Source organism: Singulisphaera rosea (assembly GCF_054877945.1).
Genome location: NZ_JBTYIP020000015.1, coordinates 225,619 through 239,899, shown reverse-complemented (window position 1 = coordinate 239,899; position 14,281 = coordinate 225,619). Strand labels below are relative to the sequence as shown.

Genomic DNA, 14,281 nt, shown 5'->3' with positions numbered 1-14,281 from the left:
GCCGCCTAACGAACCGGAGGATTCGTGAGACGGCCCCGAGTCGCTCGAAGAGCTTCCCAAGAGCGACGGCGTTCGGCGTGCGCGCATGACAAGCCGATCGCGACTCCGGGATTTTCTGAGCAGGCACTTGCGCTTTGCTGCGGAGCCAGTCCCCGTTTCCGCCTCCGCTCTCGGGTCACAGGCACGCCGTGCCGTGTGCCACCCAACCGTTTGCCGCTCCAGCTTGATCTGCTCCGCCGAGTGCATCGTTGCAGGGGGACGTTCTATGGTCTGGCGGCGCCTTGACGGCAGAATGCGATACTCGATTCCTTTCAATAAATATATTTTTTTATTCGTTAGCATCTCCACGCGATGGCTCGACCCGGCGAACATCCGCGGAGTGGCTCGTGAATGCGGTTTGAGCGTTGGGTCCGGCGATCGCCCCGATCGATCCCGCTCGATGCCGAGTTCGCCACCCATCGACAAATCAGTAGCGCCCACCCGCGTGAGGCCCCAGGTAGGTGCGCTTGCCGTCCGGAGAGCCTTCGAACGGATCGACAACCGTAAAAGTCGAGAATGGGATCGGGTCGCCGAAGAAACCACGCCGGGTTAGGTGAGCAACATACCGGTAGTTGAACTCGACAAGGAAACCGAATCAACGCCTTCAACGACCGAACGTCGATTGTTGCGAGAAATGAGCGAACGTTACTTCGTGGACGGGCTTCCGCTGAGGGATGACCAACGCCCCGAGGATTCTAGGGAAATGCAGGCGAAAGGGACAAGCTTCGTTCCGAGACCGGTGCACGACGAGTCGGTCGTCCGGGAAGCTGAACCACGAAAATTCCTCTCCGCATCGCTCCCGCGGAACGTTAAGCTATCGCGATCATGGTTCAGGCCGCGCCGACCTCATCAATCGAGTTGATCGCCCAACGCGGCTTGGAGGCCGTAGAATGCGCCGGCGACCCCGGTGGTACGACATTGCGGCCTCGTCGGGGATGCGTGACCTGCTCGGGCACGTTGTCGGCATAAATCGCCCAACACCCCCGAACAGCGGACAATCCCGTCGGGAAGGCCAAGAACTTAGGTCGTTCGAGGGATGGCAGGACGAATGGGAGAGATAAAACGATTCTGGCCTTCGGTCCGTCGCGTTCTTTCCAATACCCCTCAATCCTCATCGGTGTCGACTTCACGCTCAAAGCCACTACTCTACGTTTCCAACTCAGAATCCTCCAATTTCCGCGTCGAGGACTCGCCCTTGTCAACGATTATCGCCGAAGCCAAAGTGGGCATGCTGGGGCACACAGGGAGTGGGAAGACCTGCTTCATGTACGGCATGTACAACGCCTTCAGCGACTTCGCCATGAGGCTGCCGTTCACCCTCTACACGCAGAATGCGCGCGACGACGCGATTTTCCGGTCGCTCTGGGAGAAGATCGAGGACGAGGAGTGGAGCCCGCCCGGCACCGACTTCCCCATGACCTACCTGCTCGAGCTGCGAGCCAGCCAGAAGCCATTGATTAACATTTCATGGATTGACTATCGAGGCGCGGCGTTGTGGGAGGACGCGACCCCTGAGGAAGATGAGACGTTGAGGACGCAGTTGGTCGAAGCCGACTGTCTCTTCTTCTGCGTCGAGAGCGGGACCCTCGAGTCCCGAAAGGCGAAGGACCGGAACAAGATCGGCCGGCTCGGGACGTTGTCGAGGGACCTTCCGCCGGTCCCGCTCGTGATCCTCGTCTCGAAGGCCGACCTCTTCCAGTCGGTGAGCAACGAACCGGACACCAGCGCGGCTCGACCTCATGCCCCCAACGTCGGCCCGGCCCCGCTCCCGCCCATCGACCCGGCGCTCGAGGAGCTCGTCCGCTCCAGGTTCCATCCCTGGTTCGAGCAGAACCGGCAGATCATGATCAGCCCCGCCTCGATCAAGCCGGACAACCGTTACTTCGACTATCTCCCGGCACCCTTCGCCTTCACGGCTTATAAGATCGTGCAGGCCAAATGCGCCGAGAAGACGGAGTTGCTCAAGCTCAACGACTCCCTGCTCCAGAAACGCACCAAAGGGGTCAAAGCCTACTGGTATTACCTCGGCACGAAGACGACCCGCGAGCTGCGCGATAAACTCGAGATGGAACGGGAGATTCTCGAAGCGTTGAAGAAACGGATGGTGACCCTCGAGGACTACTTCTCCCGGGCCTCCATCTTCCAGGGGCATGAGCGCGTGACCCTCGCCGGCGGGCGGTGGCAGGCCCCGAGATGATGCCCGAGTCGACATCCTCGCCCCGTCCACTCGCCTGGGAACCCCTGGTCTTCGGGAAAACCTTCCGGGCCGACTACACTTACCTCGCGGTCCCCGCCTCGTTCGGCCCGGACGACCGGGCGTGGGCCGAGGGTTTCCTGAGGGGTTCGCGCCTCCAGGGCTCGTATGCCTGCGCGTTCCGCGTCGCCCGGTTCTTCCTCTTCAAGAATCCGAGCTATTGCGGGGTCGGGGTGACCCTGCCCGCCTCGATGCTCTCGGAAGACAAGAGCAAGACCTTCGACTTCGAGGACCGAGAGGTCTACGTCACCCTAGGCGCGGTCGCCCGGTACGATGAAGCGGAGTTCCCCGAGCGGCCGCATCATCCGGGTATCCCGGAATTGGGCGTCTTGAAGCGTGACCTCCGGACGGTCTTCGGCCCGGTCTACGAGGAATTCGTCAGCGGGCGATGGGGGGAAGAGACCCCGGCGGAGAGCCGTACACTCCCCGCCGTCCCCAGTCAAAGCCGGACGTGGTTCCCGACCGACCTCCCGGTCATTTCCTGGGCCCCGCCGTTCGCGTTGGACCCCGACACGGGTTTGGAACCGGATGACAACGACCGGGTCAACGTCTGGCCTTTGAGCATGCAGGAGGTCCTCTGGTCCGCCGTCTGCCTGGCGAAGCCGCCGATCTCTCTCTGCTTGAATGTCATGAGTGAGAAGGACGCCTTGGCTCCGACGTCCAAGTTCGGCAATGTCATTCTGGAAAAATCCGGGGACAAGCGTTCTCTCCACCGAGCCGGCGTGAACCGTCCAACCGACCCGAGCAAAGACATTCTCGACGCGGCCATCGCCGAAGACAGGCCGTCGGAAGAAAACTCCCTTCCGACGCAGGACCTCAAGCGGCCGAGCCTGATCGAGATCAAAGTGTTCGGGCGCAAGATCATCGACCTCAACTTCCCCGGATCGGGGAAGCGTTAGAGCCATCCCCATCTCCCATCTTGGTCCGTCTCCCGAATGGGGTGCGGCCCCTCCGCCTTTCGATCTCTGAGAATCCCTCCGACGAATCCGCGAAGTTTCCGTGCGGTAATCCGGTTCGGCTGCACTCTCCATGATGAGGGTTCACGAAGCGGAGAGGTCGAGTCATGGCACGCGGTCAAGACCAGGTCGTTTTAAGGTCGGTCCGAACACTTTTCGTCGCCGGGGCCGTCGGTGGCCTGTCGGACGGCGAATTGCTGGACCGCTCCGTAGGACGGCGCGAGGCCGACGCCGTTGACGAGGGCGCGTTTCAGGCCTTGGTCGACAGGCACGGACCGATGGTCCTTGGCATCTGTCGGCGCGTCTTGAGAAACTCGCACGACACCGAGGATGCCTTCCAGGCTACTTTCCTGATCCTCGTCCGCAATCAGGGGTCGATCCGACGACGAGAGTCGCTGGGCCACTGGCTGGCAGGCGTCGCTCGTCGCGTGGCCGTGCGGGCCAAGGTCAACAGGAATCGCCGGCACCGCCGCGAACAGGCCGGGACCGAAGAGACCAACGAAGGGTCTTCCGCACGCGACAGAGATCACGACGGACGCATCCAGGCCATTTACGAAGCCGTCGCCCACCTCCCCGAGAAGTACCGAACTCCGGTCGAGCTCTGCTACTTCGAAGGGCGGACCTATGAAGAAGTGGCAAGGCTCCTTTCTCTGACCGAGGACACAGTCCGAGGTAGGCTCGCCCGAGCGAGAGAACGTCTCCGGGCACGTTTGAAACCGCACGATGTCGCCCTCTCATCCAGGATTTCCGGGGCCGTACCGACCGTGTTGCCGACCGCTCTCGTCGAATCAACCTGTCGGCTTGTCTCAGGTCTTCTCTCCGGCGACGGCCCCTCAACTTGTCCTGCTTCTCTGATGCTCGCCAAGGGAGTTATAAGAATGCTTTACATAAACAGACTCATCACAATCGTCGGAGCGTGCCTTGCCGCCAGCGTCCTCGTGCTCGGCTCGACATACGCCCAGCAGACCATCGCGGAGAAAGTCGGCCCAGATCCAAGGCCGACGGAGGGTAAACCGAAGGTTCCCACGCCGAGGGGGTCCCCAAACGATATCGCGCGAGTCGATTCCGAGGAGGTTCCGCTTAGCCGGATCGATCCCGACCTGTCGAGCCTGATCGACGGACACATCGTCCGGAGCGAGCCCATTTCAAAAGATTGCATGATTCTCTGCTACATGGCGGACTGGTCGCATGGAAATGTGGACAACATCGGGGTCGCCAACAACGACGGTGGAGTTCGGACCCTCCTGAATTGGCCCGAGGTCCCCTTGAAAACGCTCCGCTCCAAGGCAAGGTTCTACGTCGCCCTTTACTCGAGGAAGACGACCTTGGGCGCATCCCCTGGACCGATCCTCGCGTGTTCCGTGCTGGGTAATTGGCCTGAGCGTGCGTCGTGGACGACGATGCCCGAATACGATCTGGAGACGAAAACCAACACGAAGTTCACGCCCGGGGAAGGCTGGAAGTTGGTCGACGTGACCCACCTCGTCCGTCTCCAGGCCCAGGGCCAATCCCATGGCGCGATGCTACGATTCCTCCGCGAGGACCGTTCCGGGGTCAAGAAGAACTGGTCCGGTTATGAGTTCGTCAGCTCGGAAGGAACTGGCGAATGGAAGAATCGCCGGCCTCTCTTCCTCTCTGTCGAACCACAGGAATAGTTTTGACGGAGTAACTCCGGCGAGGAGAACCCAGCTCTCTTTTCGGGGAGAAGTCCTCGTTCGTCCCTCGTACCGCACCTCTGTACACCTGCAGTATCTCGTCCCGACGACCTGCCGCACCGCGATGCAGTACGTTGAACTCGGACGGTCCGACAACTTGGTCACCCCTCCGCCGCCCCGTCAGCGTCCGGATAGGGGCTCGCCCATCCTCGTCTGGTCTTTACAACTCCTGGACAGCCGTGCTATTACGACTCATGTCATGATCACATTGCTAATTTGCGCTTGACCGATTCCGGGGAATGGTACGATGGCCGACGAACCGGTGTGGAACGACGAGTCACGAAACGAGCTCCGCGAGACGCTTCGAAACGCCATCCTTGGAGACCTTCGACTGGCAAAGCTCGACCGAGAGCAGATCCTACAGAATTGTGACGAGGTTTATATTCAAGAGGAGTCTCCCGAGCCCGAAAGGGAAAGTTTACTCCAATACGCCGCCGATGAACTCTCGAGGATCGCAGCCCAACTCGAATCGGAAGCCGCGACATGGCCCGAAGAGACGGATTGTGACCGCCTCGATCGTGTCGAGAGCGATCTTCGCGATCGAGGGATTCTCCTGTGGCAAGCCTCTCCCTGTTGCGACACATGCACACACTCCGAGATTTCGGATCGGATCGATGTCATCGACGACCGCGATCCAGGCTTCGCCAATCGCGTCCGTGGCTATTCCTTCTTCATTGATCAAAATCTGCCCGAATACCTCGCTGAAAACACTAAGTTGTCGGTTTATCTCGGCTATGGTTGGATCTCACCTGACGACTCGGAAGTTGCTCAGGAGGTCTATCAGTCGAACGCCCTTGCCATTGGTCGCGAGGTTTGTGAATGTCTTAAGGTCAATAATATCAAGCTCGATTGGGACGGGAAGCTGTCGCAAAAGATCCGTGTCTCCCTCAACTGGCAACGTCGCACGATGCTCCAATAGGGTCCGTGCCGGCAGGTGGCCTATGTGGCCAGTTTTGATGAGTAGAGCTGGTCGATGGTCCGGGCGAATTCCCTACGGACGCGAAGGCGGCCTCGGGCCCCGCGCCGATCTCGCCGACGTAGCGCCCCACGAATCGACGAAATTTACAACCGGTGATCCCAGGATTGCCGAATTAAGCCAAGCATCCAGAAATCGTTTGGAGTCTTCGCTGCGTCCTCACATGAGCGTATGCCCCCAGCCCCAGGCGTCAGGGAACAAGGGATCTTGACCAATTCCCTCTGCCATCCGTTTCCAACCCCGCCCAGTTGCGCGAACCGGACCGAGGATTCGCCTCATCGAGAAGGAGCTTTTCCCCAATTGTTTGGACGCGCTCGCGTCTCCGCGACCAATAGATGGGGATGCGCGAGTCGCGCGAGGTCATCGGGGGAAGGTCGATGAGCAGAGAATCGAGACAGGAAACCCTCCGCGAAATCCGAACGCTTCATGTGTTCGGAACCGTTGGAGGCGTGGGCGACGCGCAGCTCCTTGCGAGATTTCTCAAGCGTGGTGAGAGGGCCGAGACAGCATTCTCGGCCCTGGTGGAGCGACACGGACCGATGGTGCTGGGAGTCTGCCGCAGGATGCTCGGTGAGGATGGGGCCGAGGATGCGTTTCAGGCCGTCTTCCTGGTCCTGGCGAGGCGGGCCGGGTCGATCGGTCGCAACGACGGACTGAAGGCCTGGCTCTACGGTGTGGCCGTGCGGACGGCAAAGGAAGCACGCCGTCGGGCCGCTCGCCGGAAAGCTCGGGAGGGGATCGCGATTGGCATTGCGCGGAACTCCTCCAGGCCGGAGGATGCGATGGATCGCGTCGAGTGGCTCGCCCTGCTCGACGAGGAGATGAGCCGGCTCCCCGAGCGGCTCCGCCTCCCCCTGGTCCTTTGCGAGTTGGAGGGCCTCTCCCGAGTCGACGCCGCGCGTCAGTTGGGGCTGCCCGAGGGGACACTGTCGAGTCGGCTGGCCCGCGGACGGGCCCTGCTCCGCGACCGTTTGTCGCGCCGAGGCGTGGCGCTCGCCGTCGGGGCGACTGCGGGGCTGCTCCCACATCCATCGGTCGCGGCCATTCCCGCCGGGCTGGCCGATATGACGACCAAGCTCGCCTTCGCGTACAAATCCTGTGGCGTGGCCGCCGTGGTGGTCCCGGCGACCGTCGCCTCGCTCGCGGACAGAATCCTGACCACGTTCCGGATCGGGACGAGCAAACTTTCGCTTGCGGCCGCGATGGTCCTCATCGCCTCTGGACTGACCGTCGCATGGGCATCGCGTCCCGAGAGCGACCCGAACGCGATAGAAGCTGCGGCCCCGAAGGAAGCAGCGCCAGGGAAAGTGTCCCCCGTCCTCGTCAATGGCACGGTTGTCGATGAAGCGGGCCGGCCAGTGGCGGGAGCCGAGATTCTCGTCGACCCCTTCAGCCTCTACGAGTCGCGTGGAACATCAGGGGCAGACGGCTCGTTCGCGGTCCCATATCCTCGGAGCCGAACCCTCGGAAGCGGAAGCGCCGACGGTGCGACGATCCTCGCCCGATCGACGGACGAGATGCGGCTTGGTTGGTTCACGTACAACCACGAACTGACCGAGGCCCAGACCAAGATGCCCGCGCAAGTCGTCCTCAAACCCGCCCAAGCGATCACGGCCCAGGTCGTCGACGCGAGGCACGTGCCCACCCCAGAGGCGGAGATCGTGGCTGTCGAGTCATACGGGTTTCCGATCGTCGCCAAGGCGACCACGGGATCGGACGGTTCGGCCAGGCTCCGGCTCCCCGCTGATGCTCTGGTAGGTCAGATCATGGCGGTGAAGCCGGGCGTGGGATTCGACTACGCCGAGCTCGGAAAGGTCGCCAGGAACGGACAAATCTCCGAAGGCGCCCCAACTGCCAAAATCCCCGAATCCATACACTTGACGCTCGAACTCGCGCGAGCCGTGCAGGTCAAAGCGGTCGACAACTTGGGCCATCCGATCGCGGGGATCTCGTTCAAACCATCTTCGATCCATAAGGTAGGACGGAAGAGCCAGGCCGATCTGCCCGTATCATCGACCTTCCTCGCAACGACCGGCCCCGATGGGCTCGCCACGTTCGACTGGGTTCCAAAGACAGACTCGGGCCTGACTTTTTGCCCGCTGACCGAGGGCTATGCCCGCCGTCGGGCGTCCCTCAAGATCGATCAGCAAGGGCCGGTGATCGCGAAAATGAGTCGTACAGGGGCGATCCGAGGCCGAGTCTTCCACCCGGACGGCTCCACGGCGGCCGGAGTTCGTATTCAAGCGTCTGGCTCGGGCCAGGGAATCGACACCGGGTTTGGCAGAGCCCTGACCGGGGACGACGGAACCTATGCGATGGAGGTTCCCCCCGAGGAGTTGTACGTCGTCTACGTGGAGGATGAGGAGTGGACGGCCCCAACTCGGCTCGACGTCGTCGTCCGCACGGGGCATCCCGTCGACGACATCAACTTCACGCTGCCGCGGGGCGTGACCGTGCGTGGGACCGTAACCGATGGTCCGCAGAGGACGTCCGTGGCCGGCGAGGAGATCGAGTTGATTCAGGACGGCCGCCACACACCGCCGGAACTCCTCGACCCGGACGATTCACTGCGGCACCAAGGCCGGCGATCTATTCATATGACGACCGATTCGGGGGGGCATTACTCGACCCGCGTCGCCCCCGGTTTTTACAGCCTGGTCGGGCCGAGCCGGTTCGAGGCCGAGACCCTCAACGTCAAGGATGGCATCGATATCGTCCGCGACTTCGCCATGCCTCGGCCTGTCAAGGGGCCCCTCTCGGGCCGAGTCCTCGAGGCGGGTGGGGCGGGTAAGGGAGTGGCCGGGGCTAAGGTCGCATACGTATCGGCCGATGACAGGTCGTTACCGATTCTCATCAAGACCGACGATCAAGGAAGGTTTCGATGCGAACGATACCTCGATCGGGCAACATTCTATGTGCGGAGTCCCGATCATCGACTCGGAGGTGTCTTCCAAATCGTTACCGAGGCTCCGGAGGTCATCATCCCGATCGGCCCGACAGCTTCGGCATCAGGCCTCCTGCTCGATGAACAGGGCAAGCCGGTGGGAAAGCAAAAGCTCGTGATGAGCCCCGAGCCTGCTTTCGGCAAAGGTGATAAAAGAGGACAGCCATACCAGTTCAACATGAAGGTCATAACCGACTCCGAGGGTCGGTTTACCGTGACGGGTCTGGTCATCGGGCAGGACTTCGAAATCGTTGCAGATCTGGGAGGGACCCGTTCGAGAGTTGGACTTGTCCGTGCCGAGAAAGCCGCCCCGATCGACCTCGGCACGCTCCGAATCCGAGTCGGGAGAGCCCACCTCGGGCCATTGCCACGCCGATAGCAATGCCGAGGCGTTCTACCGCAATGACGCTCCCCGCTCGGGGGTCGAGGAGGCTTACCTCTTCAGGACGACCAAACACAATAATATATTATTTCACTTAAAGTCTAACGAAATTATCTAATATTCCCTTCGGGCCTGAGCCTATCTCGAGGCAGGTTGCCTGTGATTCGGCATTCGAGTATATAGGATGAGACATGCGACTCCTGTTCGCCTCCCTTCTGCTTGTCTCGATCCTGGCCACCTGCCGTTTTCGAGGTCTCCGCCCTTGGGTCATCGGAGTGTCGCTGATTGCTTGCGGATTCGGCGTCGACATCGCGTACGTGATGTGGTGCCACGAATTCGCCGCTCGTCTTGAGATGGTCTTGTTCGCGGTCGTCGAGGCGAGCTTGTTCGTGCCCGGACTGGCGCTGGTATCGATCAGCCTTGCGACGACCTGGCCGCCGGACGCTGGAAGGATCCTGCATGGCGTGGCATGGCTTTTGTGGATGGTGGGCGTCATCGTAACGATTGGTGCCGTGATCAATCGGCTTCCATCTTGATCCCGTTTCAAGATGCGAGGAGGATCGATTGCGTAAGGGTTACCGTGGACATAGTCGTTGACGAGCGCATTGGATAGAGGCGAACCCGCTAAGAACGCTTGACGGCTTGGTGATGTCGAGGTTTCCGACGAGTCGAGGATCGATTATTCAGAACCATCTGGACACATTGGCAGTAGGAGAGAGCGATGGACCATCGGTCAAGATCGAAGACCGGCCTCCGGTCGCCGAGGTTGTCCGGCATAGGGTTCTTGCTCGGGGCAGCCTTGATGCCTCATGGTTGCACAAGTGGACACAACCGGCCAAGCGGGCATGGCGATATCACCTTTAGTCTTTCTTCATCGGGCGATACGTTGGTGTTCAACGCTAGCGGTGAGGGAGGGCGTGACTTGTACATGCTCGACCTCAAGGATCTGCTCGTCACCAAGCTCGCCTCGACACCGGAGTACGAAGTCGACCCTGAATTCTCCGCGGACGGAAAGTCGGTTGTTTATGCTGCCGGCAAGCTCGGCGATCGGGCGGACCATATCTTCTTACGCTCGCTCGACGGGAAGACCGTGAAACAGCTAACGGCGGATGACGCAAACGACTCATCACCCGCGTTCTCGCCCGATGGTTCGGCGATCGTCTTTACTCGTGACAAGACCTACGAATGGGGTGGTTTAGCGGCAAACTGGAGTGCGGGAGGGGTCCTCTGCGTGATGAAGTCCGAGGGGACGGACTTGCGCCAGCTTACGACGGATGGCCCAATGGCGTTCGGGCCTCATTTTCACCCGGATGGCCGCACTATTTTGTTCGCGAATGAAAATGGGCCTTCGACGATGATTGCGGATGGGTCGGGTTCGCCAACATCACTCGGTTTCCCCGACCGGAGAGAAGCCCGCCTGTCGGCGGATGGCCATTCGATCGTCTTCTCGCGCGGTCAATACGCTCCCGACTCCCGGATCTTCATCGCCCAAGCCGACGGCACGGGTATGAGAATGGTCCCCAAGCCCGGGAAGGAGGGTCAAGAGTTTCCAAGTGGAGGTTGCTTCCACCCTGTTTTCTCCCCTGACGGGAAGCGTGTGATCTTCTTTTCGGAATCGTGGCCGGACGGTCCGACCGGTCACCCGAAGGAGAGTCTGTGGGAAGTCGACATCGAGAAGGGACAGTCGCACGAGATCGCCGATTATACGTTGTTCGACGATCCCCTCGGTTGGAGGCCGAAGTCGTTACGCCCTGCAAAAGCGCCGTAACGCCTCGGGGATGTCGAAGTTCTCAGCGATGCGAGGGGCGATCCTTGGGGGCCAATAGGTGCTTTTGGAAGAAGGGGAGAGCCTCGGTATAGAATCGTCCATCGACGCCCCAATCTGCTCCAAACGCGCCGTTGTGCTCCTCGGCTTCGTGAACAACACCGAACTCGTTCAATCGGAGCCTGAGATCGGCTGGCAATGGGCTCTTGCGACAGGGAGCGAAGATCAACTCATCGGATCGTCCTTCAATGTGAGGGATGGGCGCCGTACGATTCGACCCTTTCTGACGCGTCTCAACGCCGTCGCTGAGAGCCTGTCCCGAAACTTGTCCTTTTCTTTAAATTCAGGTTGGTTCATGAGGCGAGATCGGAGCCGAAGTCATCCCGTAGGGTGGGCATCGCCCACCAGACTTTCCCGGTGACGATCGAGGACAGGAAAATCATCAACTCGCTCTGCCCGAAACTCGTAAGCTGTGACGTCTGATAGGACCCCCGGAATGCTGGTGGGCAGTGCCCACTCTACAGGGAGCCAGCATCGATTTCGCGATATGAACCAACGGGTTTCTGTGAAAAATCCACGACGACATCCGGGAGGAGACGTCTACCTCGCGGGCGTCAGAAACCTGTTTTTTAAGAAAGAAGCAGGTTTCTGAGTACGCTTTCACACAGCCATTAGACCTGCAAAAATTTGCGGACGCTTTGGAGATGGGCTCACCGGCTCGACGTGTTGGCCCGGAACATTTCGTCGTCGAGGGCCATTGGAAGCGGGTCGTCGAGATCAGACAAGCGGCAGGAATCACCACCCATGCTTATACGACGCGGTACGACATCACTGGCCGAGCTTGTCGCCTACGTCGGCCGGACGGGGCACGACCTGACGCGACACGATCTGCCGGACGGCGTCGCGATCTCTTTCCTGTTCGACGGCAATTCCCAACGCCCACGGAGTTGCCAGTGGCGGGTCGTGGCCGACGAGGAGTTGGTGCTACGCTCGGCCGTGGAGAATCTGTTGGCAGAGTTCACGCGAGCCGGAATCGCCTTCGACCCGCCACGCATCGGCAACGGGATATGCCATTTCGAGGACGACGGCCCCTGGCCTGATCCCAACTAGAGGCCTGATATCACGACAACTTTGCGGACGCTCACTCGGCCTCCAGATGCCGGCCGTTGCCGAGTCGGCTGCGAAGGTACGAGGCGCGGGCGACGTTGCGTTCTTCGACGCCGAGCTCGTTGCCCTGGATCTTCTGGAGATAGGCCGGCTGGGTCTGGATGAAGAGCTCGTTGACGGTGGCGATCTCGAGGTCGTCGATCAGGCCGAGGTTGATCCCCATCCGGACGCTCGAGAGTAGGAGCATCGTCTCCTCGCTCGAGATGGTGTGGGCCGTCTTGAGGACGCCGTAGGCCCGGCTGACCTGGTCGTGCAGATGCTGCCGGCGCTCGTTCATCAGGACCTGGCGGGCGGTGCGCTCGTACTGGATGACCTGGGGTACGACGTCGGTGAGGATCCGGATCAGCTCGAGCTCGCTCTTGCCGAGGGTCTGCTGATTCGAGATCTGGTAGAAGTCGCCGAACGCCTGGGTCCCCTCGCCGTAGAGGCCTCGGACGGCGAGGTTGATCTTCTGGAGGGCGCGGAAGACCTTGTCGATCTGCTTCGTCTGGACGAGGGCCGGGAGGTGGAGCATCACGCCGACGCGGATCCCGGTGCCGACGTTGGTCGGGCAGGCGGTCAGGTAGCCGAGCTGGGCGCTGAAGGCGTAGGTGAGGTGCTCTTCGAGCTGGTCGTCGAGGCGATTGATCCGGTCCCAGACTTCGTGGAGCGAGAGGCCGGAGAGCATCACCTGGATCCGGAGGTGGTCCTCCTCGTTGATCATGACCGAGATGTTTTCTTGCGGCCCGATCGCGACGCCTCGGGGGCCTTCGCTGGACGCGAGCTCTCGGGAGATCAACTGGCGTTCGACCAGGAACTGGCGGTCGAGCGACGTCATGTTGTTGACGTCGAAGTAGGCGAGCTCGATGTTCGCCGTGTTGAGGCACGCCTTGAAGTGGGACTCGATCTCGGCCTTATCGCCCCGGCTCGCGCGGTTGGTGAACGGGAAGTCGGCGAGGTTCCGCGCGAGGCGGATCCGCGAGCACATGACGATGTCGCTTTCGGGTCCGGTGCCTCGGAGCCACTCGCCGGAATTTCTCGTCAGGTCGTCCAGGGTCATGCGTCGGCGTCCTTGAGGCGGAGTTGGTCGCGGATCCGGGCGGCCAGCTCGTAATCTTCGCGGGCGATCGCGTCGCGCAATTGGGCACGGAGTCGAAGCCTGGCGCTTTCGGCCGGTCGCCGCCTCGAGACCTTGCCGACGTGGCGTGTCGCGCCATGCGTGCGAAGGAGGAGAGGGAGCAGGCCCGAGGCGAAGACGCGGTAGTCGTGGGGGCACCCGAGTCGTCCTCGGGCGCGAAACTCCATGAATTTCAGGCCGCAGTCGGGACAGGTCAGGTCGGCGAGCTCGCCCACGAGTTCGCCGACATTGGTCACGATCAGACTTTGGATCACGGCGTCGAGCGCCAGGGTTGGCGGCGACTCGGGGAGGACCACTCCGGCTTCCCTGGCGCAGGCCACGCACAAGTGGAGCTCGCGACGCTCCCCCCCGATCGTCTCGGTCAGGTGGACCGTCGCTTCATCCTGGCAGTGCTGACACGTCATAAGTCGACCACCCATTCGGCCGGACGTTGTCAACGTCCCTGCTCGTTCTCGATCGACTTGATTTTGTCACGCACCCGGGCCGCAGTCTCGTAGTCTTCGGCCGCCACCGCTCGCTTCAAGTCGTTCCGCAATTGGATCAGGGTGGTTTGCTGCTGGCTGTTGCGTGGGGCACGCTTGGGGACCTTCCCCGAATGCCTCGTCTCCTCGTGGATGTTCTCGAGGAGTGGCATCAACTCGTCGCGGAAGACCTCGTAGTCGTACGGGCAGCCCAACCTTCCCGAGTTGCGGAACTCGAGGAACGTGATCTGGCACTGCGGGCACGTCTGCCGGTCCGACGGCGAGGGATCTTTGGCCGACCCGGTCCCGCTCACGATCAGCTTCTTGGCGAGCTCGCTCATCGGGGCCGGATCGGGCGCCTCTTCGGCGGGCGTCAGGTGCTGGCGAGCGTGCTCATCGCAGAAGTGGTACTCCCGCGGCTTGCCACGCTCGATGTCGGTGATGTGGAACGTGGCCGGCTTGGCACATTTTTGACATTTCATGCGACATCTCCGCCGGCTCGACC

At 61.3% G+C, this 14,281-nt stretch carries 11 protein-coding genes; 8 read left to right on the top strand and 3 right to left on the bottom strand.

What is annotated here, in order from left to right:
• Positions 1–1,234 precede the first annotated feature (1,234 nt).
• The 8 genes from ACYOEI_RS23845 (at position 1,235) to ACYOEI_RS23810 (ending at position 12,141) form a co-directional block, all read left to right on the top strand.
• A complete protein-coding gene (locus tag ACYOEI_RS23845; protein ID WP_462852132.1) occupies positions 1,235–2,236 on the top strand; it encodes a hypothetical protein in 1,002 nt (333 codons plus the stop codon).
• Positions 2,233–3,192 carry a hypothetical protein gene (locus ACYOEI_RS23840; protein WP_462852131.1) on the top strand — a complete coding sequence of 320 codons (960 nt, stop codon included), beginning with the start codon at positions 2,233–2,235 and terminating at the stop codon, positions 3,190–3,192. The genes ACYOEI_RS23845 and ACYOEI_RS23840 overlap by 4 nt, the downstream gene beginning before the upstream one ends.
• A 164-nt stretch (positions 3,193–3,356) precedes the next feature.
• Positions 3,357–4,904, top strand: a complete 1,548-nt coding sequence (locus ACYOEI_RS23835) for a sigma-70 family RNA polymerase sigma factor (protein WP_462852130.1) — start codon at positions 3,357–3,359, stop codon at positions 4,902–4,904.
• Positions 4,905–5,211: 307 nt separating this feature from the next.
• Positions 5,212–5,883 carry a DUF6891 domain-containing protein gene (locus ACYOEI_RS23830; protein ID WP_462852129.1) on the top strand — a complete coding sequence of 224 codons (672 nt, stop codon included), beginning with the start codon at positions 5,212–5,214 and terminating at the stop codon, positions 5,881–5,883.
• A gap of 392 nt (positions 5,884–6,275) precedes the next feature.
• A complete protein-coding gene (locus ACYOEI_RS23825) occupies positions 6,276–9,263 on the top strand; it encodes a sigma-70 family RNA polymerase sigma factor (protein WP_462852128.1) in 2,988 nt (995 codons plus the stop codon).
• Between the two features lie 194 nt (positions 9,264–9,457).
• Positions 9,458–9,802: a hypothetical protein gene (locus ACYOEI_RS23820; RefSeq protein ID WP_462852127.1), complete on the top strand. Its 345-nt coding sequence runs from the start codon at positions 9,458–9,460 to the stop codon at positions 9,800–9,802.
• A gap of 386 nt (positions 9,803–10,188) precedes the next feature.
• On the top strand, positions 10,189–11,034 hold the full coding sequence (locus ACYOEI_RS23815) for a TolB-like translocation protein (protein WP_462852126.1): 846 nt from the start codon (positions 10,189–10,191) through the stop codon (positions 11,032–11,034).
• Positions 11,035–11,835: 801 nt separating this feature from the next.
• The gene (locus tag ACYOEI_RS23810; RefSeq protein ID WP_462852125.1) at positions 11,836–12,141 is read left to right on the top strand and encodes a hypothetical protein; all 306 of its coding nucleotides are present in this window, start codon (positions 11,836–11,838) and stop codon (positions 12,139–12,141) included.
• Between the two features lie 31 nt (positions 12,142–12,172).
• On the opposite strand, the gene ACYOEI_RS23805 is transcribed toward ACYOEI_RS23810, so the two are convergent.
• Genes ACYOEI_RS23805 through ACYOEI_RS23795 form a run of 3 tightly spaced genes read right to left on the bottom strand, consistent with a single transcriptional unit; the run spans position 12,173 to position 14,258 of the window.
• The gene (locus tag ACYOEI_RS23805; RefSeq protein WP_462852124.1) at positions 12,173–13,237 is read right to left on the bottom strand and encodes a protein arginine kinase; all 1,065 of its coding nucleotides are present in this window, start codon (positions 13,235–13,237) and stop codon (positions 12,173–12,175) included.
• Positions 13,234–13,719, bottom strand: a complete 486-nt coding sequence (locus ACYOEI_RS23800) for a UvrB/UvrC motif-containing protein (RefSeq protein ID WP_462852123.1) — start codon at positions 13,717–13,719, stop codon at positions 13,234–13,236. Before ACYOEI_RS23800 ends, ACYOEI_RS23805 begins: the two co-directional genes overlap by 4 nt.
• Before the next feature lie 29 nt (positions 13,720–13,748).
• Positions 13,749–14,258, bottom strand: coding sequence for a UvrB/UvrC motif-containing protein (locus ACYOEI_RS23795; RefSeq protein ID WP_462852122.1), 510 nt, complete (start codon positions 14,256–14,258; stop codon positions 13,749–13,751).
• Between the last annotated feature and the right edge of the window lie 23 nt (positions 14,259–14,281).